This window comes from Vibrio sp. 10N.286.51.C3, assembly GCF_003050065.1.
In the GTDB taxonomy this organism is placed as follows: Bacteria; Pseudomonadota; Gammaproteobacteria; order Enterobacterales; family Vibrionaceae; genus Vibrio; species Vibrio crassostreae.
On the sequence record NZ_PIGC01000008.1, the window covers coordinates 176,278 to 202,834 of the forward strand.

Genomic DNA, 26,557 nt, shown 5'->3' on the forward strand with positions numbered 1-26,557 from the left:
GGTAACAGGCAATATTCACGCTCTATCATCGATAGAACGTGAATATATTAGAGGCAGGTGTAAGAGTGGTAAACAGAAACTAAAGTAGATTAATAAAAACTAATAGCGATTAACGCTTGTTCTTCAAGTAACGCTTACGACGCTCTTCTTTTTTCTTAATCTGTTGTTCGGCTTTCAGCGCAGCCGCTTCTTCAACTTCGATCAGCTCTTGTGTGATCATTTCTGGCAACTCAAGAGTTACCTTACCTAAAGTGCCATTACGCAATTCGTGAAGCAGGATTTCTGAACATTTGTGAATGTCTATGTGGCCACCTGCACGAAGTGCACCACGCTTACGGCCAATCGCTTCCATCAGTTCGATGTCAGACTCAGGCAGCTCTTCAATTTGGTAGCGCTCTTGCAAAAGGTTAGGGTACTGCTTTGCTAGGTACTCTACTGTGTAAAATGCCACTTCATCGTATTCCATTGCCGTATCTTTTACAGCACCTGTTGCAGCCAAGCGGAAGCCACTGTGTGGGTTTTCCACTTTAGGCCAAAGGATCCCTGGAGTGTCTGAAAGGATCACGCCATTCTGCAGGTTAATGCGTTGCTGACGACGAGTTACCGCAGGTTGGTTACCAGTAACCGCGATCGTACGTCCCGCCAAACAGTTGATGATGGTCGATTTACCCACGTTTGGGATGCCCATGATCATTGTACGAATATTCTTGCCCATCTGTTCACGGTGCGGTGCCAGCTTACGTACTAGCTCCATAACGTGGTTAACTTCTTCTTTTACGCTAGTCGTAATCGCAATCGCTTTAACGCCTTGCTCTTTCTCGAAGTGTTCAATCCAACGCTGAGTCAGTTCAGGATCGGCAAGGTCACGCTTGTTCAACACTTTTACACAAGGCTTATCGCCGCGCAGTGAAGAGATCATTGGGTTTTCACTACTAAACGGGATACGAGCGTCCAGTACTTCGATGATCACATCAACCTGTGGGATAACTTCTTCGATTTCTTTGCGGGCTTTATGCATGTGGCCCGGAAACCATTGAATAGACATAGAGATAAACCTTGATAAATATATTTGCTGCACATTGTAAGGGTTGGATGATACGTGTAAAGGTATATCTATCGCGACCTTCAATGAGCTCTGTGAGTTTGCTTGAAGTATAGACGGCTTGGTGATGCTTATTTAGCTGATGATTAACCTGATGAAAGTGGGCCCGCTAATGTTGTGACGTGTAAAAAGCCGCTATATCTTTCAAGTCTTGGTCATTGAGCTTGCTTAGTTGTGCTCGCATCATATCTGCGTAGTCGCCTTGTCTTTCCCCATTTTGATACGCTTTCATTGTATTAAAGAGGTAGGTTGGATCTTGACCAGAAAGCTTAGGATAGGAGTTATCAGCCGAAGGGCTGGTGGGGTTATGACAAAAAACGCAGCTTGGTGATTTCACTTTACCTAATTCAGGATCGCCATCATCAGAGGCATAAAGGCTAGAAGAAAAAGCGACTAATATTAGAGCGAAGGATGGGTAATGCATGTTTTTGTTCCGGTAAAAACATGATTATAAAGCTGACCTTAAGGGGAAGCTCAAGTTCTATTTGCTCTAGATGAGCAATTACATGGGGTTAGAGTGAATTTTTACAGCTTTGTTAGGAAAGTCATGTACAAACCGGAGCAGCTAAGCTTTTTGAGAAGCTGTGAGTCATAGAGCCGAAATGTGTCGTGAGGCTTAAGTTTTTGTGATGCGCAGTTGTTGGATATCAGAGCAGAAACTTGTTAAGGGGGGACGTGGCCCAAGCTTTGAAAGGGAACTTTCGTCAACTGTCATCGTGCTTGTAGGTAACTGTAATTTACTATTATCTTTGGATTGTAGTTATACTTTGAGCTTTATATCAGGTTGTATAATAGTCTCTAAACTATTGATAAAATATGCTTTTCTTATTGCTTCTTTGCGGTTTGTGACATTTATTTTTTTATATATATTGTATACGTGCGTCTTTACCGTACTTTCTGAAATAAATAGTTCGTTTGAAATTTCTAAATTTGAATCGCCTCTAATCACGCGCTTGAATATTTGAACTTCTCTTTTAGTAAGGCTAGATAGTATTACTTTCGACTTGAAAGTGTAATCGTGTCTATTAGATAGAATATGTGACATTAACTTTCTTGGTAGCCACAAATCGTCGTCACACACTGTTTTTAAACAACGGGTAAGGTGATCAATAGGAGCGTCCTGATAGATGATTCCCTTTATATTAAACAAGTTGAATAACTGCATTACGGTAATACTCTGTCCGGTAATGTCTGCAGGGACATCATAAACTACCCATTTATTGGATTCTATTTTGGATAAGATGATGTTGATATCTTCGATATTTGCTAATAGCAAGTAGCTAATAAGGACGATATCGAAAGTTTTATGGTTATTCGAGCGCTCAATGCTCGCCAAACATTCTCTGCTAAAAGAAAAGTCACTGTATTTTCCTATTTCGCGCTGAATAAACTGGTTGTTAATACCGTTGTCACCAATTAGGAGCATCTGTTTTAAATTATTTCTATGCATAACTTATTCCGAGCCTGGTAAATCATGTTTTGATTCTATGACGTTGTGTTTTATAAAATTGAGCTCTTCGGCTTAATTTTTACATAATTGCATAATTACGGTTGCTGTGAAAGTCGGGGTTCAATAGAAATTTGTAATGTATCGTCATATTGACCTCCTGGTTTGTTCTCTGTTTCACCAATGACAAAATTCAAAGGAATAGGTTGACCAATCGTAGCGGAAAGACGTTGAATCCTTGCATCCAGTTGCTCAAGATTTACTCTGTCGCTATCGAGGGACAATTGATATGGAATGTCCCATTTGGTCTCATTAGATTCATGACGCAGCATTCCTTGGTGGGATGATTCCAATACGATGGTATAAGCTGTATTGCTTTGAACCCATAGGTTAGGTGCAGAACGAATAACCTTGTTTGAGTATAAGGTTCCTAGATCAAGGTCATAATGTTGTTGGGTTAATCCATAAAAATGAATTTTCGCAGCAGGAGGAACGGTAACCGATACTGGGATGGAACTAGGGCTAATTTCTATTTGTTGACTATTTGATGTATAAGACGGCGAGACTTCCAATAACCCCCGATAGGTTCCTGATGCTAACCATTGTTTGCTCGGAAATCGCATTTGTATCGTTGCCGAAGGTTGGCTGTCGGTTAATGATAAGTGCCATTGATTAGCCACTGGCATACCGATCTGTCCACTCCACTCAAAGTTGAGTTTGTCTTGGTTTGACCCTTTTAACGAGCGGCTTGTATCGTTAAGCTGCAAAATTAAGCTTAAGTTGCAGGGTTCGCCAATTATGTTCGCATCTATACGGTAAGTGTTTATTGTTGCGAATGTGCCTGCGCTGAAAACATCATATTGTGATTTCGATGAGACGGATTGAATAGTCAACGCACTAGCTTCACATGCCAATGCCGAAGGTACATGGTTTATGGCTATGAGGAACAAGGATCCCCAAAGTACTTGTTTATTCGACATACACATCTCCTAGTCTTATCAAGTTGTTACTGCGTTCACTGAGGGAAATGATGACTGACTCTTGTTCTTTAGTGTCTAGTACTAATTGATATTTACCTGGCTTTAACCCAGAGATTGCAAATATGCCGTTACGATTTGTAAAGAAGTCAATTGGCAACTGTTTTGCCTCACCAAGGTAATGTGCTACGCCAGCGACAAGTGAAATAGGGTTGTTACTTTGACGATCGAATAGCTTGCCAATAACGGTTAATACAGCATCAGATCCAATCTGGAGTTGGAAGCCCCTTTTGTAACCCGGCTTAATCCAAAAAGCGCCGTCGCCTAAGTCATACCCTGGTGGCAAGTTATCGACCTCGTAGCTGACTACTTGGCCATTATAAGCAACAAGGTCAGGAACCATGGCACTTGCATCTCCTTTAAGATAAACGCGTGCGTACTCACCCTCTTTTGTGGGATCGATAGCCACGTCATTCTCTTTAAGGCTCTTATGTTTGCTGACAATAGCAAATGCTTCGCGTACTGGTCTGCCGATCGTCACAGATGAGCCCGCAAAAGCAATGGCACTACTAATGGTCACGTCAGTATTGTGGTTTCGTGTTTCACCACTAATGTCTTCAAGCCGCGAAGCGTGGGTTGCATTTAATTCATAGCGGTTTGCCGTGTAGTTAATTCCGGCATCCATATCGGCATCCGTTTCTTCGTTATTAATGACACTCGCAAACGCTGATATCCCGCCTGTGTTACCAATATTATTTTGATAGCTGTAATCTAAGGCGGCTTCATTGAGTTCTGTGGTGTATCGACCGACGACACGAGTTTGTCGACTAAGAGGCCAGCTAACGGTGACTGTAGTGCTGATATCATCGTCTTCGGTTGCGTTGTTCCGATAGTTAACGCGTGCGCTCCAGGTGGCGGGTGTATCAAACAGTCCGTCCGATAAACTCGGGCTAATCAGCCAATAATCGTTCTCTTTGTCTACTCCTGAACGATAATTGAGCGTCATGGCGGCACGTAAGGACTTGCCAAGATAAATGGAGCTGAATGCAGAGACATAATGAGTGGTTAAGTTGATATCGATATCGGAAGCATCAAATCCTGAAACCCCAGTAAAATTGTTGGCCAGATATTCATAACTGAAACTCAGTTGTGGGGACAGCGTGTTCGTATTGGAAAACTCCGCATCGAACGCAAATTTGTAAGCGTCGCCAGTTCCAAATGTAGGGTGTTCGCTAAGAGAAGCAGTGAGTTCAGTGACGCCCCATGTAGAAGCGAGTAACGCAGTGGCACCATATTGATAAAGATCTTCACGGGTTTGAAAGTTCGTACCTAACGTTAACCAAGGACTAATACCCACATCAATATAACCATGGAAAATGCGCTCGTCGGTTAGGTACTCTAGTTGTCCATTTTTTAATTCAGAAGGCGCTCCATACATGATGCTATATTCAAACTCACCGCTATTGAGCAAGTCGTTACCGGTCGCAATAGAAAACTCGATGCGTTCTTCATTACCGGAGCGGTCGGTGATGACGAGTACAATATCATTACTACCTTGTGCAAGGGGGATATCACTAAGGTTATAGCTACCTGCTCCTAGAGTTAATCTTTGGACTGCGATCCCATCAATATAGACATCGACATTTGATGCTCTTTGAAGCGTGAATGATTGATTGGCTCGTGGTCGTGCATTTCTGGTTGGAATGAGCGTAAAATCTCGAGTTAAACCAATACCAAGTATGTCTGTGCTGTCCTGAAAAGATTGACCACTGTTGTACATATCGCCGAGCACAAGTCGTGTTCCTTGTTCGGCAAAGTCAATATTAAGACGAGATCCTTCTCTTATGTATCGTGAATCTTGTGATGAGCTGTTTTCTAGATAGGATTCATACTCAAAGTTTAGAAAACCAATGTTAAGTGCTGAATCGAATTGGCTGCGATAAAGATCCTGTCTTGATGAGTTTTGATCGACATATTGGCTCTCATTGGCAGAAAGGGCAAAATTAATGTACCCACTAAACAGGCTTGGTTCAGCATAGTTATAAAAATCATCTGCGCCGTCCATAGACAATTGCTGGGTTAAGCCAAATTCAGGCGGTACTGTCACGATACATTCTAATGATGAGAAATCGAAACTCAGCCCCAGTCCTACGCTCTCGAAGTCGTTCTGTGACAGCATCTCATCGTCAGTCGTATCATTGAGCTTCCCAATGCCCTCCTGAGTTACGACGGACGAAAGGAGGGAGAGTGTACTTTCCTTAGGTAACAAAATTTCGTTGTTTGCGGTAATGATAATGTCCGCTTCCCCAAGTATGGTGTCACTTATCCTTAGCAACGAGGTAAGTTGAATATCTCGTCCTGTTGGGTTTAAGACCATTTCTTGGCCCCAAGCAGTAGGACTTAAGGCGGCACAATAAAAAAGTACTAATCCCAAGACATACAAAATTTGCCACATCTTGTGATAGGGTTCAGTTTTCATGCCCATGATAAGTGCCCACTGGTAAGTAATTTAAAGAAGAAGGCAAAGTAATAATGGAGCGTGGTGGAATAAACTGCTCACCTAAAGCCTCATGTACTTTTTGGCTCTGAGATTCGAGCCCCGCAAAATGAAGTAACGATGTGTAGGTAAATCGCGATCCTGAATTAGTGAGTGTTAGCTTGCCTTGCTCATCTATGCGCAATTTCACGTCAGGCTCTAACGACGATGAGTGAATGTGCAGCAACGCATTGTAGTGAACTTGTAAGTTGATACCGGTTGTTAAACCGATGGGTTTATCTGTTCTCGCGTTGTTCTGTCCAATATTCACGGTACTGAAACGAATGAAATAACTTTGAGAGGTTTCGAGTGTTCTATTTCCCAACCATTGTATACGGAATACTTGACGTTCTCCGGGGGCCAACATCGCCGCTGGTGGAAACACAAACATCTCTTCACTCGCTAGATCAGATGTCTCGAATGTACCATCAGATAAGAATTTTAATCGACGAACGTTAGCTTCAAGTGGGAGAGCTTGTGTTGAGTTGTTAGTCACAACTAGTTGCGACGTTGCTCTGTGATCTGTGTTGAGCTCAATGACGGTTGGAAACAGTGTTATGCCAAACGCTTGTGCACACAGAAAGCAATAAATTAGCGCCCCCCAAATATCACGTCTCATTGCTATTGATCCTGCTCTATTTCAATCGATAGGTTATTCACGTTGTAATTTTTAAGAGGCAGCATTTCAAAAAAACGAGTGGAGTAGGGAAGGACTAAAGTTCCAGGAATACGCTTAGCGATTTCTACGCCTTTTAAATATGTCGAATTTTTACCATCAGATATCTTCCATGTTGTATTTGTTAATCGACCGTAGCTATTACCACTGTTAAGTACTTCAAGAACCCATTTGTTGTTTTTGGTATTCTGTTCGATACTTTTAATTTCTAGCTGAGAAGCTGTGTTCTGAGGTCGGACGTTAATAAGCGTATTAAATTGCAGTAACAGACTTACTTGTCCTTGGTTGCTGCTTGCTCTTTGAACTTGTACTTGCTTAACAGCAATTCGATACGCTTTAGATTCTGTGATGGAAGGATCGCCTAAATAGCGCACCATAATAGATTGTGATCGTCCAGGTTCAATAATCGCGGTCACTGGAATAACTAGTAGCTCGTCATCAGCAGGAGTGGTGGTCTCTTTGCCATATTTGTCCATTGTCATATATACCGGAGACAACTCAACCGTGAGCGGTTCTTGAGAAGAATTCTCAACCCTCATGGTCATTTGAGCTCTTTTGCCAAGCGGCGTCATTTCCATAGACATCGGTTCTACTTTGAACGCATGAGCGGACAAACAAGTGAAAGACAATAAAAACAGAACGGTCCATTTATGTATGATCCATTGATACATAGCGATAAGCTCCAAATTAAACTTACGTCGTTGAGATTGAGGCTAAGATTAAGTCGGAGGCCAAATAATAGCCCCCGACTTATTAACCTCTAATTTGAGGTGATATTTACGGTTAATGTATCTGAGTAGCCACCTGCCCATGGGGAGGTTTCTGTCGTCACAATATCAATAGATGCGGCAACACCTGTCGCTAATGCGCCAGAACCGCCATAAGAATTACTGACTGAAACGTCATTTAGACCTGGGCCCCCTGGTGCATTAAGCGTGAACGGAGCTAAGCCTGAAGGATTAAATGTTGCATCGTATGTAAGAGCGTAGTCTTCGCTATCATCTGACTCTAGACCACCTTCAGCACTTGTCAGTGTCACAGTTGCACCATCGACGTCATTACACTTCATGTTAAGACCACTAACAGAAAGGTTTTGAATTTGAGATACGTTACCAAAGTCCATAAGTTGCGTTGAAAGACCAGTAACCTCACATACAGGTGAAACAAATCCAACTAACTGTACATCACCTGGAGCGGCTTGGACTTGAGCGCCAAAAATAGCTGTGACTGTTGCTGCGTAGAGTGTTAGCTTTTTCATTAGAAATTCCTTTATCTTAAATGATTGGCTCGAATACTGCTGAGCGTATGTTGTTCTGCAGATACATTGCAGAGTTTTCACTTTGTTACGCTATGAATCGAAGGGTAAACTTCGATCTCAATAACGTCTTGATAATAACCTGCGTAATGCAAGCTATTTTCGAGTGCTACCCTAAGATTCCCCTGTTGAGAGAACGGAATAACACCAGAACTGTCTATCATTACTGGTGAAGTAAGTTGGCTACTGTGCCTACTTTCATGAAGACGAATTTCGTCTATTTGTAATGACAAATTGTAACTTTCAATAATATCAACCCCTTGATGTTGATATTTTAAGCCTCCATATTTTGAGTTGATCGTTATACCCAACGGACGGTTACAATAAATATTAAAAGGTAACGATTGCACATCACGGTGTTCCGTAAAATTCATAATGTTGCCAGAAAAGAAGTTTATTTCGCATCGGTCTTTGATCTGACCGCTAATTCCTAACGTTAAGCTATTAGCACTGGCATATAATGAAAGTGACAGACTGAAAATTAACGCTGAGACGATTAAGTTATGAAGAATTCGAAATGCTTTAACCATAATCTCACCTCTCAACGGTTGAATGTAACTTGTTGCTTAACTGTGAAAACTATATGTGCTTTAAAAAATGGTGAAGTAGTAAAAAAAGTTTATTATTTAAGAGAAGTATGAGTTTTAGTATGATTTTAATCTGAACCGAAGAGATTAAATAATTGGATAATAATAATATATTCAATTAGATAGTGGAGTTTTCCCCAATGTTTGAGTTGACGAGCGATTTTTATTTAATTGATAAAAATAGAAGTATGGTCTACGTCGAGTGTATTGAGTTTTTTGATGGGCCGTTGTCACCACAATAGTTACAGTGTTATTAACGGGGAGGCTAATTTGAAAACTTAATTTATAAGTTGATTTTAGCGATTTTAAATTTTTATTTCCGAGAGGGGTATCTGCTGTTTGTTTATTGAAATTAGTTATTTAAACGAATTTTTAGGGGAGGTTAACTCTAGTTTTAAATACCGTATGCGTGGTATTTAAAAGCTTGGCATTATTATTACTAAGTTATTTACCTCTAGTGAACAGACAAAGCTTTAAGTCATTAATGAAATTCAAACTCAAAGGTTAATTGAATGCTTAAATTTAGGGATTATTCTTAGAAGGTATCCTTATAGGCCAAAACGAGATTGCGTTCTGTTCCAGTCAATCTAGTGTGTTTTCTAGAAAACCTACAGGTGTCGAAGGCTGGTTTTGTTGTGGAATTGTCTAACAGATTTGATGAAAAATTAAAGCTTCCCGAAGGAAGCTTTAGTGTTAATTGCGATAGAGGCTCTTCTCGTTAAGAGTTAAAGTGCATTTTCTAGCTTTGTTAGGAAAGTAGTGATGTCTTCAGAGCTGATATCTCTATGAGTAACAAATCGAACCGGGTTACCTGGAGACATCGTAATGCCTTGTTTGCCCAGTTCGCGAGCGATTCGGTTGATATCAACGGACTCATCTAACTTAGCAAACACAATGTTAGTTTGAATGAAATCAGGGTTAACAGAAATGCCTTCTAACTTGCTTAGGCCGACCGCTAGGTTTTTCGCGTTCTCGTGGTCAGCTTTAAGTTGAGCAACGTTCTCAGTCAGTGCCATTTTACCTGCTGCAGCAAGAATGCCTGCTTGACGCATACCGCCACCAACCATTTTACGTAGTCGACGTGCTTTAGCGATGTACTCTTTACTACCAAGTAGTAGAGAGCCAATCGGAGCACCTAAACCTTTCGATAAACAAATCGTCATCGAATCGAAGTGTTGTGCGATCTCTTTAATGTGAACGTCTAACGCGACTGCCGCATTGTATACGCGTGCACCGTCTAAGTGCATCTGTAAACCATGTTGGTTTACGAACTCACGAGCTTCCGCTAGGTAAGACATTGGCAGCACTTTACCATTGATCGTGTTTTCTAAACTAAGAAGTTTAGTACGAGCAAAGTGACTGTCGTCTGGCTTAATCGCAGCAGCAAGCTTTTTAAAATCTAAAGTGCCGTCTGGGTTGTTCTCGATTGGTTGAGGTTGAATCGAGCCCAATACCGCCGCGCCACCGGCTTCGTATTTGTAGTTGTGCGCCTGTTGACCACATAGGTATTCATCACCACGCTCACAGTGCGCCATTAGGCCGAGTAGGTTGGCTTGCGTACCTGAAGAGGTGAACATAGCGGCTTCAAAGCCCGTTTCGTTGGCTGCCCACTGCTCAAGCTCGTTTACTGTTGGGTCATCACCATATACATCATCACCGACTTCTGCGTTTGTCATTACATCGCGCATAGCTTGTGAGGGTTTAGTTACGGTATCAGAACGAAAGTCCATGTTTCTCTCCTAGAGTGTTATAGGTAGCCGCAGAGTTGGGCTTTACTTAAACAAGCGATAGTTTTTGTATCGGTGATTTGATCGTGTCGTATTTTATCTTGCAGTTCTTCTAAGCTCAGTTCGATCACTTCTATGACTTCATCTTCATCACATTCAAAGCGGGTAGTGAGGCTTAAGTCTTTTGCGACAAACAGATGCTGTATTTCATCACAGAAGCCAGCCAAAGGGGTGACTTGCCCCAAGCTTTGAAAGGAAGTTGCGCTGTAACCGGTTTCTTCTTCCAATTCACGCTGGGCACATTGAAGAGGTGTCTCATCAATTTCCATCGTGCCTGCAGGTAGTTCAAAAAGCCATTTCTTAAGAGAAGGGCGGAATTGGTTAATGAGGATTATTTTTCCAGACGAAGTGATAGGAAGAATAACTGCCGCGCCAGGGTGGTTTATTGTTGTATGTTTTACCACGACGTTCGTAGGGAGCGTCACGTTCTCTTCTATGAGAGAAATACTTTTCCATTTATGGATAACTTTACTCATGCAGTCTGGCCACATTCCTTGCCAATTTTTCGTATAACGGAAGACGTGCACCACCATAACGTCTATGGTGTCGAAAATAAAAGAAAAATTAGGGTTAACAATAGATTTAGTTTCACGCCGTTCGTGATGTTACTCTCATAATTGGAATCTATGATTGCGCCAAAATTACCGACGTAACCATCTGATATAAATGCAACTCAATAATAAAATACACTTGTAACAAAGTGCTAACAAATGTATAAAAACATATCTACACTCTCAATTGTTCAAAGATTTTCGGAGTAACGCATGAACCCTTCTATTTCTTCACATGCTGACAAGGCGCTACTCTCTGAAAGAATCAATAAATTAGCGCATGCTCTCTCTGATGGAGTCTATGAAAGAGAAGACACGATTAAGCTATGTTTACTGGCTGCATTGGCTGGTGAAAGCGTGTTTCTATTAGGCCCTCCGGGCATTGCAAAAAGCCTTATCGCAAAACGTCTTATTCAGGCTTTTGACAACAGTAGTTATTTTGAATATTTGATGACACGTTTCTCTACGCCAGAGGAAGTGTTCGGCCCGCTAAGTATCCAAGAATTAAAAGACAACGGTCGTTATGTAAGACTGACCGAAGGTTACCTACCAACAGCACAAGTTGTATTCCTTGATGAGATCTGGAAAGCCGGCCCTGCAATCCTAAACACCCTGCTTACTGTAGTGAACGAAAAAACATTTAAGAATGGCAGTGACATTGAACGCGTACCTATGCGCTTGTTGGTTTCTGCATCTAATGAACTTCCAGATGAAGACAGCGGCCTAGAAGCCCTTTATGACCGTATGTTGGTTCGCGTGTTTGTTAACCGTATTCAAAACAAACAAAATTTCAAATCAATGCTGACAACGGGTACTTCTCAAGAAGCTGTGATTCCAAAAGGTTTGGCGATCACTGACATTGAGTACCATCAATGGCAGAAAGAGCTCGACAAGCTAGAGCTGACCGATAACTCGTTTAACAAGCTGTATGAACTGAAAACCATGCTTGAAGAGACGGTTAAGAAGCAAGGCTCAGCATCAGAGTCAGACTTGTATGTATCAGATAGACGCTGGAAGAAGGCCGTTAAACTATTGAAAGCGAGTGCGTTCTTCAGTGGTCGCGATAGCGTGAACCCGCTAGATATCATGCTTCTGCAGGATTGTTTATGGCATAGCCCTGAATCGCGCGATGTAGTTCGTAGCGTGGTGAAAGACTTTGCATTGAACCGAGCGTTTGATCAACAAGAGTCGAAAGCTCAAATCGAGATGTCTCGTGAAGAGTTAGAAGAGATTCAAGACGATGTTGAATCGACGCTATCAGTTTCGCTCTCTATGGAATCAACCAGCGGCTTGTTGCGTAAAGACGTTTACCAGAATGATATCAAGAACGCGAAAATGTACAGCGTGGGCAGTGCATACAATCTAGTGAAACTCGTTATGCTGCAAAGCAACATGTCGGTGTCTGAATCTGAGAAAGGTGATAGTCGTTGGGTATACGTAGCCAAAGACGATTTTGATCGTGTTCTTAAAGAAGGTCACGGTGATATTTACGGTTACGTAAACGAAAATAAAAACCTATGCCGCTTAAAACTCGACTTGGATGCATCGAACCAATTAGTGATTAAAGACATTGCCAATCGCTCTGTCTTGGTGAGCGTTGTTACCACAGATGGTTTGGATCAAGAACTGTATAACAAGTGGTTGAGTGGTGCTGAGAAAGCCTTAGAGCAGTTAACTGAAGCTGAATTCAAGTTAAAACGTGTTCGTACTGAATTCCATGATGCGTTACCTCATAACTATATTGACCCTGATTTACCGAAAGCGATGGAAGCAAGTTTGCAAGCGGTAACGCAAGATCTTGAAACCACGAAAGTGAAGAGTGCAAAGATTGCTCAGCGTATTAAGTTTATGAGTCAGTACTTCGAGTAAGGGGAGAGCATATGTTAGGAGCAGACGGCTTAAACCTCGCTTTGATGGTGGCTGATTCAGGAATCATTGATACAGCGATGAACGATCTCATTGCTCGCTCTCAAGTCATGATGGCTGCTGAGAATAAAGGCGTAAAAACATCAGTCAAAAATCACTTAGTTAAATGGCGTGGTAAGGTCAAAAAGCGCGTAACTAAAGTGTGCGAAACCGACCGATTTCAAGAAGAAATCGCCCTCTACCAAGAAGTGATTCACTGGGATGAACCGCAATTCTTTGATGAGATTGATAGTGTCATCAAAAAACTGGAGTGGCACTCCGCGTTCTATCTACAAGCAAGACGCTTGATGGAAAACAACAAAGGCGTTTATAACGCGATGTTTCCACACTACTTTTGCGACCAATGGTACCAATCTCTTTCTGATGCGATCAAGCAAGCTCAAGTAACCGAACTCGAAACAAGCAAAGAAAAAGTCTTAGCCGATCTTTATCAGCGCATGGAAACCATGAAAAACATGGACAAAGTGACGGAGTCGGGTGATGAAGGCAGTGTAGGGCGCTTGTGGGACATGGCATCTGCCAAGTTAAGCAAAACAGACCTTACCATCATGAAACGTCATGCTGAGTTCTTGAATAAACACAAGGGCTTGCAAGAGATCGCTGAAAAGCTAGGCCGTATGGCTGGCGAGGAAGATGATCCTTCGCTACACAAAGCCCCTGTAGAAGAATTGCAGATGGTTGAAGAGAAAAGCGATGAAGCGGTCGATGATATTGTTGGGATTCACGAAAGTGATGACCTCAACAAGATGCTGCCAAACGAAACCATGTTTCTAGCTTACCCTGAACTTGAGGTTATCTTTTACAAGCACTTGGCCGACAAGCGTTTACTGAGCTATCGCTCGCAAGGTAAATCACGCACGTTACGTAAAGTGAAAGCGCAAAAGCCAGATAGCAAGAACATCGATATTGAAAAGGGTCCGTTTATCGTCTGTGTGGACGCTTCGGGCTCTATGAGTGGATTCCCTGAGCAGTCTGCCAAAGCTATGGCTTATGCCTTAATGCAAATTGCTCTTGCGGAAGAGAGAGATTGTTACGTGATTCTGTTCTCTTCTGAGCAGATTACCTATGAGTTAACAAGGCAAGATGGCCTTCGTGAAGCGAGCGACTTCTTAAGTTACTCATTCCATGGCGGTACGGATCTAGAACCTGTTCTCATGAAATCGATTGACTTGATGACGGGTGATAAATACAAAAATGCCGATTTAATCGTACTTTCGGATTTCATTGCACCGAAACAATCTGACGAAATGATTGCTCAAGTTGAAAAGTTGAAAGAACACAAAAACCGTTTCCATGCGGTGAGTCTTTCTAAGTATGGTAACCCTCAACTCATGACCATGTTTGACCATTGTTGGGCGTATCACCCAAGTCTTGTCGGTCGTTTCATGAAGAAGTGGTAACGTACGACACCTAAATTTAATCCATTTTGCTGTGTGTTTTTTGATTGAAGAGATCGAACATGCAGCAATTTGATTTAAATGTCAGCAAACGGAATTTAAATTCACTTTTTTGTTTGACTATCTCCCCTCAATCCGTAAAGTAGGCACCCGAACACAGCGGTGCGATTTACCTAAGTCCCTAAAGTGTTGAATTAAAAAGGCGCCTTGGCAGAGTGGCTATGCAGCGGATTGCAAATCCGTGGACCTCGGTTCGACTCCGGGAGGCGCCTCCATTATTCAGAAAAAACCAGTCCTAGTGACTGGTTTTTTCGTTTCTGGCCTCGCTAAAAGCTTCCAACGTCCCCTTTTCAATGTTTATCAAAGAAATCTTTGTTACGAATATACTTACTCATCAAATGGTAAGAGAAAGGCCTAATCAACCAACTAAAGATAGAGCGACCAAGACGGATTAATGTCGGTGTGTTCTCGTAGATGCGCCCGTTATAGAGCCAAAGCACTTTGCCTACATGCCAATAGAGCAAAGGAACTGGAGGCATGAAGGTTACGATGTCGATATCACAGCAGATTCGGTAGGTCTTCTTACCCAAACGATAGTGCTTTCGAAAGCTCCAGTCACCAATGGCGGGTTGGCCAAAAGTCACTATTCGCTTAATACGGCTAGGGTACTTTTGATCAAAGTAATCAGCGAAGACACAACCGATAGCGCCACCGGAAGAGTGACCAGTAATAGACACTCTCTTGCCTTGCTCTATTAGAGGTGTGAGCGTAGCTTCCAAGCGTTCAATAACGGTTAAGCCAAGCTTATCTTCATTACGACTTGGCTGGCTTTCCTGAAACATTAGATGATAGAAGCCAGCATGCACACGATAATTGAGCCCAATTCTTTTGCAGCTTCTTGTCCATAGAGCAAAGGTCAGTAACCAATCTGAGATGCTGTGCGATCCTTTGATAACCACAACCACTTCATCTTTGTCGCTGCTCCACAGCACTCGAATCATGGTCTTGCCAAACTGGTTCTTTATGATGCGTTGTCCATTTGGGTCAAAACCATAGCGAGTTTGCTTAAATACTCTAGGGTAGGCGAGGTTACAAAGAACGGCATAGCGCTCATATTGATATCGTTTTAGTGGTTTCACGTGTTTACTTCTTAATAAGAGTTACTTAAAACTCTAGTCGTTGAATGTGAAAAGCACATGAAAACACCATTTACTTGATTCGTTACAGAAAAACCAAAATTTGCCGCTGTCGCTAAAGTTAACCCTAGATAGTAAATTGCAGTGTTAGATTAGAGAACAGCGTATAAGAACCGTACAAGCTGCACTAAATTTATTCTTTGGAGAGTGATAATTAATCATTTGAATTAAAAGATAAAATTTATTGTTGACGAATTTTTTCCATCCGTTAAAGTACACCTCGTTCTCACGGCTTAGGTCGCTGAGAGATGGTGTTTTACTTTTCAGTAATCAGCATCGCAAGATTGCGTTGCCCTGGTGGTGGAATTGGTAGACACAAGGGATTTAAAATCCCTCGGCGTTCGCGCTGTGCCGGTTCAAGTCCGGCCCGGGGCACCATCTATTAAAGTCTTTATCTTGATAAAGCAAATGCGATACTAGCTCAGTTGGTAGAGCGCAACCTTGCCAAGGTTGAGGTCATCGGTTCGAACCCGATGTATCGCTCCAAATTAAAAAGCCCGAACAGAAATGTTCGGGCTTTTTGGTTTCTGGCGTTCAGCGTTTCCATATCTGTACTTTTGTTGTTTGAATCCATACTCAAAATTCACTTCTATTTTTATTTCAAAATTTCGCAATTAAGTTCGTTTAGAACAGTTAGTTTTTAAAAGCGAGATCCCCTATGAACTCGTTCCTCGTACCAGGGAATGATGTAAAGGCGGCACAGCCTCAAGCCATCACTAACACCGCCTATATACCTGTGTCGTCATCCTCAGGCATGAGGAACGAATGAACCGGAGATCTCTTTCTTAAGCGATATTGCTGACGATATTTTCAGCAATTGCTTAGCCACCACTGCTATTTATCAGGCTATTATTAAAAACTATTGATCGTTCATTTCACTTTATGTTACTTTCCTGCGCAATCTCGGAATGAACAATGTTCAAGAAGAGCAACGATTGCTTCTGGGGGATACGCGTAGTGACCATTCTTGCTGATTGGGACATTACGTAGGGTAGGTATTGGCTAGTCCTTTAGCTGATAGACGGGATACTTATGGCGCAGTTCGCCATGTTAATGGGAAACCCAACATTGAACACACTAATTACAACATTGCTAATCAGCTCTGCATTTCCAAAGGGATCAGCTCCTCATAGCTGCCCGATCCTGCAAAAATGTCCAATTCTTCAAAACAGTAGCATTACTGAACCTTGAGCTCACGCTAACAATTTATCGCTGTCTTAAGACGGCTTAATTTCGTATTCGTCATTTGACTTATGCGAGCGTACAGCTATATCTCATTTCTAGACAATACGCGTGCTTCACTATGAACTATCTCCAAATTTAACGAGAGTTGGTGGGTAATTGCGTCTGATGGAGGTGAGTATGAACACATTCAAGGGGACTTTTATGACTACCGCCTTTGAAGTCGATATCAATACTATCGCAAATTCATTTTCAACTATGGTTCCTATCTTAGAGGGAACGTACGACCTAACACCTGACGCTATTTTGCTAGAGCAAGAACAGCATGAGTCGGATGTTCGCTCTTACCCAAGACGCCTGCCGATTGCTATTAAACGAGCATGTGGCGCTTTAGTTGAAGATACTCGTGGCCAACTGTTTCTCGATTGCTTAGCCGGTGCAGGTACACTTTCTTTGGGTTACAACCACCCTGAGATTAACCAAGCACTTAAAGACCAGCTCGATTCTGGTTTGCCATACCAAACACTTGATATCACGACTCAAGCAAAAGAGACGTTTATCAAGCGAGTTAAAGCTTTTCTCCCTCAAGACTTTTCAGATAACTCGGTTCTTCAATTCTGTGGCCCATCTGGTGCTGATGCTGTGGAAGCGGCGATCAAGCTCGCTAAGCAAACCACAGGTCGTAACACCATGTTTGCGTTCCGTGGTGCTTACCATGGCATGACTAACGGCACCATGGGTATGATGGGTAACCTAGGTACTAAAGAACGTCGTAGCGGTTTGATGTCTGACGTACATTTCATGCCTTTCCCATACAACCTTCGTTGCCCGTTTGGCATTGGTGGTGAAGCGGGGGCTAACGCGAGCATTCGTTATATCGAACGTATGTTGAACGACGACGAGTCTGGCATCATGAAGCCGGCTGCGATGATCGTTGAGCCTGTGCAAGGAGAGGGCGGTGTGATTCCGGCTCCGGCGTCTTGGCTACAAGGTTTACGACGCATCTGTAATGAACACGGAATCCTACTGATTTTTGATGAAATCCAGTGTGGTGTCGGCAAAACAGGTCATCGATTCGCGTTTGAAGAGTCAGGCGTTAACCCTGATATCTTATGTTTGTCTAAAGCGATTGGTGGCGGACTGCCTATGTCGCTGCTTGTATTCGATAAGAGCATTGATACATGGAAAGCGGGTGAGCACACTGGTACTTTCCGTGGTAACCAATTAGCAATGGTGTCTGGCGCTAAGGCGTTGGAAATCATCGAACGTGATGGGTTGGTTGAGCACGCGAACATCGCAGGCCAATACTTACGTCATGGGCTTGAGAAGATTCAATCTCGCGTTAACTGTATTGCTGAAGTTCGTGGTAAAGGTCTAATGCTTGGCGCTGAGATCAAGCAACCAAGCGGCGAACTTAACAAATTTGGTGAACCGAAATCAGACGGTGAACTCACCCTAGCGATTCAACGCGCAGCACTAGAGCGTGGTTTGATGGTCGAGAAGGGCGGTCGTGATGGTTCTGTGATTCGCTTCCTACCACCGATGATTATCTCTTTTGAGCAGATTGACTTTGCATTGCGCGTCATGGAAGAAGCGATCATCGCAGCAGGTGGTGGTTTACAAAAAGACCCAGCTTCAAGCGAACAAGCAAACCAAGAATGGAACAAGCATTTCATCCAGACAGGTTTAGGCGGTAGCGACGAATTCGCTAACGTGATGAACCAAACCACTCAAGCGATGAAAGCGGTTTTTGAGCAAGTTGAAACGCCATACTCAGGTCTAGAACCTAAAGTACTAGAGGCCGCTATCAAAGCTGTCGACCTCGATAACAATCAACACGCTTTGGTTGATGTTGTAGATAGCACTGCAGACCTTGTCGCTGCAAACTCCATCTTCGTGCAACACCCAGACTGTATTGCACACCTCCACACTCCTCCTCTTATGGCTTCGGTAGCGGCGGAATCAATCATCGCGGCGTTGAATCAATCAATGGATTCATGGGACCAAGCGTCTGCTGCGACTTATGTTGAGCAGCGAGTGGTGGATTGGATGTGTGACAAGTACCAACTTGGCGACCAAGCGGACGGTGTTTTCACTAGTGGCGGCACGCAAAGTAACCTAATGGGCTTATTGCTAGCGAGAGACTGGATTGCTGATAAACACGATGGTCACTCAATCCAAAAGCTGGGTTTACCAGATTACGCGAGCAAGCTTCGTATCTTGTGCTCAAACAAATCTCACTTCACGGTTCAAAAGTCCGCTTCACTACTTGGTTTAGGCGAGAGCGCGGTGTGCTGCGTTGAAACATACGCAAACGGAACCATCAAACCGGATTTATTAGACGCAGAAATCAAAGCACTTAAAGCTCAAGGCCTGATTCCTTTTGCTGTAGTCGGTACAGCAGGTACAACCGATCACGGTGCTATCGACGACCTTGATGCGATTGCAGACATCGCAAGCCAACAAGGTCTTTGGTTCCATGTCGACAGTGCTTACGGTGGCGCGCTTATCTTAAGCAGCCATAAAGCTCGTTTACAAGGCATCGAGAAAGCGGACTCTGTAAGTGTCGATTTCCATAAGCTTTTTTATCAAACAATCAGCTGTGGTGCGGTGTTGTTGAAAGACAAAGCGAACTTTAAGTACCTTCTGCATCACGCAGATTACCTAAACCGCGAACACGATGAGCTGCCGAACTTAGTCGATAAGTCTATCGCGACTACTAAGCGTTTTGATGCATTGAAAGTCTTCATGACTATGCAAAGTGTTGGTCCAAAGCAGTTGGGCGATATGTACGACCATCTTCTTGAGCAAACGCTAGAAGTGGCAGACCTGATTCAAAACCAAGCTGACTTAGAGCTACTCGCGGAGCCTTCACTATCAACAGTGTTGTTCCGATCTAAGCCGTCAGCAAACGGCGAGCTAGATTTAGACAAACTGAATCAAACGCTAAGACTGGAAGCGCTGACTCGTGGCGTTGCAGTATTGGGTGAAACGATCGTGGATGGTAAGAGTGCGCTTAAATTCACTATCTTGAATCCGTGCCTAAAGACATCAGATTTCAAATCTCTAATTAACAAAATTCAAACTCTAGCCACTGAGCTAGCAGAACAACAAGGGTAATTAATACTATGGCTATTCTACAAATTGGTGCAGGCGGTGTTGGTTGGGTTGTTGCACACAAAGCAGCACAAAATAACGAAGTACTGGGTGATATCACAATCGCTTCTCGCACAATCGCGAAGTGTGAAAAAATCATCGAATCGATTAAAGGTAAAAACAACCTTAAAGATTCAACTAAAAAACTAGAAGCTCGCGCAGTAAACGCTGACGATGTTGATGCACTTGTTACTCTGATTAACGAAGTGAAACCAGACCTAGTAATCAACGCTGGTCCTCCTTGGGTAAACATGGCGATCATGGAAGCGTGTTACCAAGCAAAAGTATCTTACCTAGATACATCGGTAGCGGTTGACCTATGTTCTGAAGGCCAACAAGTACCACAAGCTTACGATTGGCAGTGGGGTTACCGTGAGAAGTTTGCTGAAGCAGGCATCACAGGTATTCTTGGTGCGGGTTTCGATCCAGGTGTGGTTTCAGTATTTGCAGCGCACGCGGTTAAGCACTTGTTCGATGAAATCGATACGATCGACGTAATGGACGTAAACGCAGGCGATCATGGTAAGAAGTTTGCGACAAACTTTGACCCAGAAACGAACATGCTTGAGATCCAAGGTGATTCTTTCTACTGGGAAAATGAAGAGTGGAAACAAGTACCTTGCCACTCTCGTATGCTTGAGTTTGATTTCCCTAACTGTGGTTCTCACAAAGTTTACTCAATGGCGCACGATGAAGTTCGTTCAATGAAGGAATTCATCCCAGCTAAGCGTATCGAATTCTGGATGGGCTTTGGTGATGCTTACCTGAACTACTTCAACTGCATGCGTGATATCGGTCTTCTGAGCCCAGATCCGCTAACACTGCACGATGGCACTGTTGTTCAACCTCTACATGTTCTTAAAGCTCTATTGCCAGACCCAACGTCTTTGGCTCCGGGTTACACAGGTTTAACGTGTATCGGTACTTGGGTTCAAGGTAAGAAAGATGGCAAAGAGCGCAGCGTATTCATCTACAATAACGCAGACCACGAAGTGGCTTACGAAGACGTAGAACACCAAGCGATCTCTTACACAACCGGTGTTCCAGCAATTACTGCTGCACTTCAGTTCTTCCGTGGTGAATGGGCTGATAAAGGCGTGTTCAACATGGAACAGCTAAACCCAGACCCGTTCCTAGCAACCATGCCTGAAATCGGTCTAGACTGGCACGTTCAAGAGCTAGAACCTGGGCAAGGTCTACCTCTAATCCATACTTTGAAGTAATTTTGGCTCTTTGCCCTCGTTGCGTTGCCCTAGCGACAAGGTCAAAGCTCTGCGAATTCAATTCAAAGTCATATGAATGACGAGAACGTATAACTACAAGCCGATGCATTAGCGTCGGCTTTGTTCGATTATCATGTGCCTTCGTGAACTCGAGGGCCGCAAGGTATTAACATGCAAAACAACGAACTAAAAACGCCTTATTTCATGATCAACGAAGACAAGTTGATTGCGAATCTAGAGAAAGCGAAGCAGCTGAAAGAGATTTCAGGTGTGAAGCTAGTATTGGCACTGAAGTGTTTCTCTACATGGGGTGTGTTTGACATCATCAAGCCTTACCTCGATGGCACGACAAGCTCTGGCCCGTACGAAGTAAAACTTGGTCATGAAACCTTTGGCGGTGAAACGCACGCTTACAGTGTGGGTTACAGCGAAGATGACGTGAGAGAAGTTGCGGATATTTGCGACAAGATGATCTTCAACTCGCAAAGCCAATTCGAAGCTTACCGTCATATTGTTGAAGGTAAAGCCTCGCTGGGTTTACGTCTAAATCCGGGCGTAAGCTACGCAGGACAAGACTTAGCAAACCCTGCGCGTCAATTCTCGCGTTTGGGCGTACAAGCTGACCATATCAAGCCTGAAATCTTTGATGAGATTAATGGCGTGATGTTCCACATGAACTGTGAGAACAAAGACGTCGATGCCTTTATTGGTTTGCTTGATTCAATCTCAGAACAGTTTGGGGATCACCTAGATAAGTTAGATTGGGTGAGCATGGGCGGCGGCGTGTTCTTCACATGGCCGGGCTACGACATCGAGAAACTTGGTCTTGCGCTAAAAGCCTTCTCTGAAAGACACGGCGTGCAGATGTACCTTGAGCCGGGTGAAGCTATCATCACTAAAACGACAGATTTAGTTGTGACAGTGGTTGATATTGTTGAGAACGTGAAGAAAACGGCGATTGTGGATTCAGCTACCGAGGCTCACCGCCTTGACACGCTTATCTACAACGAGCCTGCATCGGTATTGGAAGCGTCTGAAAACGGAAGTCATGACTACGTGATTGGTTCGTGTTCATGTCTGGCGGGCGATCAGTTTTGTGAAACAAGCTTTGACGAGCCGCTGAAAATAGGTCAAAAGCTTCACCTATTGGATAGTGCAGGTTACACCATGGTGAAACTGAACTGGTTCAATGGTCTGAAAATGCCATCAATCTACTGCGAACGCAGCAGTGGTGAAGTTCAGAAGCTAAATGAATTCGGCTATGAAGACTTCAAACGCTCATTATCACAATGGTCGATTAAGTAACTGAACATTGCATTAGAACAAAAGAGCAGCCGATGATCTGCTCTTTTGTTCTGTACAGTGATAAACCTAATTAAATGTTTTCACTAAGCGAACAAGAGGATATGGAATATCATCTGGGTCTGTAATGACTTCTAAAGCTTCTTCAAAATCAATAATTAAACCATCATAGTCACTGTTGATTTTATGAGCGTCAGGAGTATTAGTCCAATATGGTTCGTTGGTTGTAGTCGGGAAGTGTGTCAGGTTGATTGCTGGTCTAGTACAGCTATAGTCAACGATTGAACTTAACTCTTTGATATTAGGCAACCTAAAACCAACCTGACCTGCGATAGTGGTCAGATTCGAATCTTCAGTTGCGATAAGTGCATCCTGCCAATTTTGATATTTAATCGCGGTACCATCACATGTGTCATTGGATTGATTGTAGATTTCGCCTAGGTTGCATTTTGACCAAAGCAAATTAGTCGTTACGTCGAGTAATGTCCCATCTTTACGGTCAATAAATTGCCCGTCTTGGTGAGAGGGAGTTTGAGTTTGCACGCAGGTTTGCGCGATGGCATTTGCACTTAACAGAGAGGCAATTACACCTAAGCATAGTTTTAGTTTCATTACTCAATACCTCCACTTACAGCCACAATTCCTGTTGAGCCTGCGATGTTTTTATTACAAAGCTCAAGCTCTCCATTTTGAGAGTCGATACATCTAGCACTACCATCTTGTTTAACAGAGCTAGAGTGCGTGAAGAGTCGGTCTCCAAGATTAGGAAAGAAATCAATGGCTCCTACTGGTGCAGTGCCGACATTGAAGTTGATAAATGAACGAGCTTCAACAGGTGAAGGTAAGCGCCAATCTGTAATACCGCAAATAGAGCGACTGTTTAGACTACTAATATAACTACTTGTATTACAGTAGTTACTTCCTGAACCATCGTTAATGTATGCACATTGAGAAGAGATCGGGCCGGCGCTGTACAATAGATCATTGCGTGCTCCGGCATAGCCACCATTGGTTGTATTATCAGAGTCGTGCCAAGTATATGTGTACGAAGCGCTTCGCCATGAGCTTGATTGACTGTCCCATGGATAAGGGTGGGCATCAGGGTTGTCTTTATGGTTCTTAACCCAGGTATCGACCGCGGACTGACTCGGCAGTGCTATCGGATCTTGTTTTGCTTCAATATATAATCCGGTATGCTCATCTTTAACACAGCGCCAATCAGTAGAGCTAGGTATTAGAGGGTTCCCGTGAGCATCTAGTTTGGTGTAGCGGAAGCCATATCCCCCATCCGAATGTTCACTTCCATTTGTGACATCTAAACCAAAATCGGCATCTTGATTTGGATGTGATACTGGAGGAGTGACGCTGTCGTAGTCTGTTCCATCAAAATAAGTGACATACCCAGTATCATTAAAACTTTTCTGCCCCGGAATATAGAACGCGAGAGTGTTTTTACTCGAATCGATAGTCGCGTTACCAACGGAAGCTATCGTGTAGATTACCGATTCGCCACCTTCATCGAAGCTATCATCACGAGCAGAAAAAGTGATATTTGTTGATAGGGTTTCTGCTGGCAATTTAAGAGTTAACTCTGATATATCAACAGTAAAGTCCTCAGGCGCGGCAATACCAGTTTGAGTTAAGGTAAGTGTTACATCTTGAGATGTGTAATGACTCAAAACAGCTTGTTGAATAATGCTGTCACCTTCTACAACGGTACTTAAGTCGTTACTAAAACTAACTGTTGGTTGAGTATCGCTATCATCAATGGTTACTACAGTTCGTTCGTTTGAAAGAGTGTAATTTGTACTGTTATCTGCGCTAATAGAGTAATGAAGTGTTTTACTGCCCTCATACAGATTATTGTGTATAAGGTTTAGTGGTAGAGCTGCGCTGGTTACACCTGCCGCAATTTTGACGTTTTGACTTGATATAGCATCGTAGTTTTTGAAGGTGCCATTAGAGTGAGTTGTCACGTCACTAGTTAAGATAGTTAAGGTGAGTTCTTGAGCTAATGCTTCGGAAAGAGAAACGGTAATGGATTCTGTTTTCGACCCTGATTGTGGTTCAGAAAATGAGACACTACTTGGGATGCTAAGCGTAATAGGAGAAGATGACGTACTTGAAGTTGTTCCCGTAGTCGTTGTTCCACTATCGTTATTTTCATGACCACTTTTGCAACCGCTAAACAGTGTCGTAAGAAGGATTGCTGAGATGACATTGAGCTGCCAACTCGACCTTTTTCTTTCCATGTGTGAACCTAAGCTACTAAATTATATAAGATATCTATCGTATCAAAAAAATTATATAAATGCTTAATTTCATATGCTGTCGCTATGTATTTTAGGTGTTTTGATGGTTTTTTTTTGTAAGTAATGTAAGAGAGGTCTTATTTATTAGGTGACCTCCCAACGATCAAGGTATCGTCAGGAGGTAAGTTAAATTAGCTTTCAATCATCACACGAGTGTCTTCACTGAGTGTTTCGAGTTCATTAACTACATCATCGATTTGAACTTCGATTGGCAGCTTAACCGCTATTTTTGAAGTGAATAGGCTTGAGCTTACACCACCGCCGCCTGCAATGAAGACTCGGTGACAGTCCATGTCTAGAATACTGATCCCTTGTCTATCTAATACATGTGTCACTTCATTGACGATACCTGCTCGGTCGTTAGAATCGAGTCTTAGGTGATGGATTGTGTCTTGGACATTATGCGTATGATCTGAATCGACAAATTGTACGATGAGATCTGGATTGGCGCTGAAAGCCTCTTTAACAATCGATTCGTTGATGGCTGGAAGTTGAACCTTGAGTACGCCTGCGACTTGGTCTTCAATAAAGTTCACTTTACTGATGAGCCATTTTCCGTCGTTTTCGTGAGTAACCGCAGCAAGCTGTTTGATTGTTGTTGGTGATGCTTTTCCGATAAAGTTTACGATAAATGTACTGTTCATATCAGCCCCCAAAGTTTCAATGATTTGTTGCGAATTAAATGTTTGATATCACGCGATAAAGTTCTTTAATTTCAGTGTAGAAGGTTACATCGAACAATGTTTGACCTACGTCAATTTTTGAAACTAAGCTGTGATGCAAAAAAAGAGAATGAAGAGTAGGGCACAAAAAAAAGCGGCTAGAGAGCCGCTTTTGGGATGAGTTGTCGTTTTTATTGGGAATGCAGTAACTTAAAACTTAGAGACTGAAAGCTGACTTAGAACGTTACTTTAAAGTTCATACCAACAAATTGAGAATCGTATCGTGCCCCAGCATCATAGGCGAATCGTGCTGCGTCTTGGTTATCCCACCAAGGGTTAGTATTCAGATTAACTTCTGCGTCACCGCCCCATGCATCACTTACCCAGTAGTGGATGTGACCAACAGGGTTTAGGAAGAATAGAGACACATCACCCATAGTTTGAGATCCCATCACTTCGCCACCTGAAGCAACGATGTCTTGCTCTGCTTCTAGCATCATTTCACCGACAACAGCACCAAAGAAAGGAGTGATAAAGAGGTCTTGCCATGAAGGTACTTCAGCAAACGCTTCTACGCCGTATTCCCAGAAGAACGTCGACATAGTCCAAGAGTATAAGAAAGACTCAAACTCATCGTAACCTGCGTGTCGAGCTGCAGTGTAGTAAACACCACCAAAATATGGGTGCATTACGTAGTTTAGGAAGTGTTCGTCACGGTCCCATACTGGGCCATCAGACACGTTATCTTTCCACTTTTTACCTAATGAGCTGATGTCACGTTGGTCATCATCCCACTTAGTGATACTTTCAGGTAGGAGAGTCATCAAACCCACCGTCGCGACACTCAGGCCAAGAATGGTGTAGGTTTGACCCATTAGGTAATCCCAATCCTTCTCCTGACTCACCAACAGGTGTTTTGGTTGTTGGATTGAGAAGTCGTACTCATCACTTGATTCGCTCAGTGCGTAATTGGTACTAGGCTTGTAGGTGTACAAGCTATCATTAACACAGTAATCTTGAGCACATTCATCCGAATAAGAAAGGTTGATTGGCTGGTCGAAGTCGTATTGGCTTGCAACCGAGTTAACTGACATTAGCATTGTAAATGCAGCAGTAACCTTTGCTAGTAACGGTGATTTGGCCACAAGGGTCTCCATGAGAAAGTTTGGAATTGATCAGGGTCACAATTATCTATTAAATGCCTGATTTAGGGAACTAATAAT

21 protein-coding genes and 3 tRNA genes are annotated in these 26,557 nt (G+C 42.9%); 8 read left to right on the forward strand and 16 right to left on the reverse strand.

The features are described 5' to 3' along the window. Positions 1 to 109: 109 nt before the first annotated feature. The 11 genes from ylqF to CWO27_RS11085 all read right to left on the reverse strand — a co-directional run bounded on the left by ylqF (position 110) and on the right by CWO27_RS11085 (position 10,903). The gene (ylqF, locus tag CWO27_RS11035; RefSeq protein WP_029405588.1) at positions 110 to 1,045 is read right to left on the reverse strand and encodes a ribosome biogenesis GTPase YlqF; all 936 of its coding nucleotides are present in this window, start codon (positions 1,043 to 1,045) and stop codon (positions 110 to 112) included. Positions 1,046 to 1,211: 166 nt separating this feature from the next. After that, positions 1,212 to 1,526, reverse strand: a complete 315-nt coding sequence (locus CWO27_RS11040; protein ID WP_102431388.1) for a c-type cytochrome — start codon at positions 1,524 to 1,526, stop codon at positions 1,212 to 1,214. Positions 1,527 to 1,862: 336 nt separating this feature from the next. Further along, positions 1,863 to 2,552: a helix-turn-helix domain-containing protein gene (locus CWO27_RS11045; protein ID WP_107898960.1), complete on the reverse strand. Its 690-nt coding sequence runs from the start codon at positions 2,550 to 2,552 to the stop codon at positions 1,863 to 1,865. 95 nt (positions 2,553 to 2,647) lie between these two features. Next, positions 2,648 to 3,529, reverse strand: a complete 882-nt coding sequence (locus tag CWO27_RS11050; protein WP_102431745.1) for a hypothetical protein — start codon at positions 3,527 to 3,529, stop codon at positions 2,648 to 2,650. Further along, positions 3,519 to 6,011 carry a fimbria/pilus outer membrane usher protein gene (locus CWO27_RS11055; RefSeq protein ID WP_240699534.1) on the reverse strand — a complete coding sequence of 831 codons (2,493 nt, stop codon included), beginning with the start codon at positions 6,009 to 6,011 and terminating at the stop codon, positions 3,519 to 3,521. The genes CWO27_RS11050 and CWO27_RS11055 overlap by 11 nt, the downstream gene beginning before the upstream one ends. Next, the gene (locus tag CWO27_RS11060; protein WP_102479224.1) at positions 5,995 to 6,681 is read right to left on the reverse strand and encodes a fimbria/pilus periplasmic chaperone; all 687 of its coding nucleotides are present in this window, start codon (positions 6,679 to 6,681) and stop codon (positions 5,995 to 5,997) included. Before CWO27_RS11060 ends, CWO27_RS11055 begins: the two co-directional genes overlap by 17 nt. Positions 6,682 to 6,683: 2 nt before the next feature. Next, positions 6,684 to 7,409: a molecular chaperone gene (locus CWO27_RS11065; RefSeq protein ID WP_048668843.1), complete on the reverse strand. Its 726-nt coding sequence runs from the start codon at positions 7,407 to 7,409 to the stop codon at positions 6,684 to 6,686. An 89-nt stretch (positions 7,410 to 7,498) separates the two neighbouring features. Then, on the reverse strand, positions 7,499 to 7,996 hold the full coding sequence (locus CWO27_RS11070; RefSeq protein ID WP_017080976.1) for a hypothetical protein: 498 nt from the start codon (positions 7,994 to 7,996) through the stop codon (positions 7,499 to 7,501). A gap of 77 nt (positions 7,997 to 8,073) precedes the next feature. Beyond that, positions 8,074 to 8,598, reverse strand: a complete 525-nt coding sequence (locus CWO27_RS11075) for a hypothetical protein (protein WP_230682276.1) — start codon at positions 8,596 to 8,598, stop codon at positions 8,074 to 8,076. A gap of 767 nt (positions 8,599 to 9,365) precedes the next feature. Beyond that, positions 9,366 to 10,370 carry a low-specificity L-threonine aldolase gene (ltaE, locus tag CWO27_RS11080; RefSeq protein ID WP_107898961.1) on the reverse strand — a complete coding sequence of 335 codons (1,005 nt, stop codon included), beginning with the start codon at positions 10,368 to 10,370 and terminating at the stop codon, positions 9,366 to 9,368. A gap of 17 nt (positions 10,371 to 10,387) precedes the next feature. After that, the gene (locus CWO27_RS11085) at positions 10,388 to 10,903 is read right to left on the reverse strand and encodes an NUDIX hydrolase (RefSeq protein ID WP_107898962.1); all 516 of its coding nucleotides are present in this window, start codon (positions 10,901 to 10,903) and stop codon (positions 10,388 to 10,390) included. A 288-nt stretch (positions 10,904 to 11,191) separates the two neighbouring features. Here CWO27_RS11085 and CWO27_RS11090 point away from each other — a divergent pair, with 288 nt between their 5' ends. The 3 genes from CWO27_RS11090 (at position 11,192) to CWO27_RS11100 (ending at position 14,576) form a co-directional block, all read left to right on the forward strand. Next, a complete protein-coding gene (locus CWO27_RS11090; protein WP_019822307.1) occupies positions 11,192 to 12,847 on the forward strand; it encodes an ATPase RavA domain-containing protein in 1,656 nt (551 codons plus the stop codon). 11 nt (positions 12,848 to 12,858) lie between these two features. Next, positions 12,859 to 14,304, forward strand: a complete 1,446-nt coding sequence (gene viaA / locus CWO27_RS11095; protein WP_048668848.1) for an ATPase RavA stimulator ViaA — start codon at positions 12,859 to 12,861, stop codon at positions 14,302 to 14,304. A gap of 198 nt (positions 14,305 to 14,502) precedes the next feature. After that, positions 14,503 to 14,576, forward strand: a tRNA-Cys gene (locus CWO27_RS11100). Positions 14,577 to 14,651: 75 nt separating this feature from the next. Here the strand turns inward: CWO27_RS11100 and CWO27_RS11105 are convergent. Beyond that, entirely contained in the window at positions 14,652 to 15,440 is a 789-nt protein-coding gene (locus tag CWO27_RS11105; protein WP_102433455.1) for a lipase family protein, read from the reverse strand. A 348-nt stretch (positions 15,441 to 15,788) separates the two neighbouring features. On the opposite strand from CWO27_RS11105, the gene CWO27_RS11110 reads away from it, so the two are divergent. From CWO27_RS11110 to nspC, 5 genes are all read left to right on the forward strand, one after another. Further along, positions 15,789 to 15,875, forward strand: a tRNA-Leu gene (locus tag CWO27_RS11110). Between the two features lie 32 nt (positions 15,876 to 15,907). Continuing rightward, positions 15,908 to 15,983: transfer RNA gene (locus CWO27_RS11115), tRNA-Gly, on the forward strand. An 876-nt stretch (positions 15,984 to 16,859) separates the two neighbouring features. Beyond that, positions 16,860 to 19,799, forward strand: a complete 2,940-nt coding sequence (locus CWO27_RS11120; RefSeq protein WP_170960827.1) for a pyridoxal phosphate-dependent class III aminotransferase — start codon at positions 16,860 to 16,862, stop codon at positions 19,797 to 19,799. Positions 19,800 to 19,807: 8 nt separating this feature from the next. Then, entirely contained in the window at positions 19,808 to 21,058 is a 1,251-nt protein-coding gene (locus CWO27_RS11125) for a carboxynorspermidine synthase (RefSeq protein ID WP_019820628.1), read from the forward strand. A 171-nt stretch (positions 21,059 to 21,229) separates the two neighbouring features. Next, positions 21,230 to 22,363, forward strand: coding sequence for a carboxynorspermidine decarboxylase (gene nspC / locus CWO27_RS11130; protein ID WP_048664720.1), 1,134 nt, complete (start codon positions 21,230 to 21,232; stop codon positions 22,361 to 22,363). A 66-nt stretch (positions 22,364 to 22,429) separates the two neighbouring features. Here nspC and CWO27_RS11135 read toward each other — a convergent pair whose 3' ends face one another. From CWO27_RS11135 to CWO27_RS11150, 4 genes are all read right to left on the reverse strand, one after another. Continuing rightward, positions 22,430 to 22,972 (reverse strand): Lcl C-terminal domain-containing protein, encoded by a 543-nt coding sequence (locus CWO27_RS11135; protein WP_107898963.1) that lies wholly within the window; start codon positions 22,970 to 22,972, stop codon positions 22,430 to 22,432. Next, positions 22,972 to 24,612: a DUF1566 domain-containing protein gene (locus CWO27_RS11140; RefSeq protein ID WP_107898964.1), complete on the reverse strand. Its 1,641-nt coding sequence runs from the start codon at positions 24,610 to 24,612 to the stop codon at positions 22,972 to 22,974. The genes CWO27_RS11135 and CWO27_RS11140 overlap by 1 nt, the downstream gene beginning before the upstream one ends. A gap of 191 nt (positions 24,613 to 24,803) precedes the next feature. After that, a complete protein-coding gene (locus tag CWO27_RS11145; protein ID WP_019820630.1) occupies positions 24,804 to 25,316 on the reverse strand; it encodes a glycine cleavage system protein R in 513 nt (170 codons plus the stop codon). A gap of 254 nt (positions 25,317 to 25,570) precedes the next feature. Next, entirely contained in the window at positions 25,571 to 26,479 is a 909-nt protein-coding gene (locus CWO27_RS11150; protein ID WP_102432889.1) for a DUF3943 domain-containing protein, read from the reverse strand. Positions 26,480 to 26,557 lie beyond the last annotated feature (78 nt).

Bases quoted from the DNA above. Each gene is read 5' to 3' on its own strand.
- ylqF (WP_029405588.1), bottom strand. From the start codon at position 1,045: ATGTCTATTCAATGGTTTCCGGGCCACATGCATAAAGCCCGCAAAGAA.
- CWO27_RS11040 (WP_102431388.1), bottom strand. From the start codon at position 1,526: ATGCATTACCCATCCTTCGCTCTAATATTAGTCGCTTTTTCTTCTAGC.
- CWO27_RS11045 (WP_107898960.1), bottom strand. From the start codon at position 2,552: ATGCATAGAAATAATTTAAAACAGATGCTCCTAATTGGTGACAACGGT.
- CWO27_RS11050 (WP_102431745.1), bottom strand. From the start codon at position 3,529: ATGTCGAATAAACAAGTACTTTGGGGATCCTTGTTCCTCATAGCCATA.
- CWO27_RS11055 (WP_240699534.1), bottom strand. From the start codon at position 6,011: ATGGGCATGAAAACTGAACCCTATCACAAGATGTGGCAAATTTTGTAT.
- CWO27_RS11060 (WP_102479224.1), bottom strand. From the start codon at position 6,681: ATGAGACGTGATATTTGGGGGGCGCTAATTTATTGCTTTCTGTGTGCA.
- CWO27_RS11065 (WP_048668843.1), bottom strand. From the start codon at position 7,409: ATGTATCAATGGATCATACATAAATGGACCGTTCTGTTTTTATTGTCT.
- CWO27_RS11070 (WP_017080976.1), bottom strand. From the start codon at position 7,996: ATGAAAAAGCTAACACTCTACGCAGCAACAGTCACAGCTATTTTTGGC.
- ltaE (WP_107898961.1), bottom strand. From the start codon at position 10,370: ATGGACTTTCGTTCTGATACCGTAACTAAACCCTCACAAGCTATGCGC.
- CWO27_RS11085 (WP_107898962.1), bottom strand. From the start codon at position 10,903: ATGAGTAAAGTTATCCATAAATGGAAAAGTATTTCTCTCATAGAAGAG.
- CWO27_RS11090 (WP_019822307.1), top strand. From the start codon at position 11,192: ATGAACCCTTCTATTTCTTCACATGCTGACAAGGCGCTACTCTCTGAA.
- viaA (WP_048668848.1), top strand. From the start codon at position 12,859: ATGTTAGGAGCAGACGGCTTAAACCTCGCTTTGATGGTGGCTGATTCA.
- CWO27_RS11120 (WP_170960827.1), top strand. From the start codon at position 16,860: ATGAACACATTCAAGGGGACTTTTATGACTACCGCCTTTGAAGTCGAT.
- CWO27_RS11125 (WP_019820628.1), top strand. From the start codon at position 19,808: ATGGCTATTCTACAAATTGGTGCAGGCGGTGTTGGTTGGGTTGTTGCA.
- nspC (WP_048664720.1), top strand. From the start codon at position 21,230: ATGCAAAACAACGAACTAAAAACGCCTTATTTCATGATCAACGAAGAC.
- CWO27_RS11135 (WP_107898963.1), bottom strand. From the start codon at position 22,972: ATGAAACTAAAACTATGCTTAGGTGTAATTGCCTCTCTGTTAAGTGCA.
- CWO27_RS11140 (WP_107898964.1), bottom strand. From the start codon at position 24,612: ATGGAAAGAAAAAGGTCGAGTTGGCAGCTCAATGTCATCTCAGCAATC.
- CWO27_RS11145 (WP_019820630.1), bottom strand. From the start codon at position 25,316: ATGAACAGTACATTTATCGTAAACTTTATCGGAAAAGCATCACCAACA.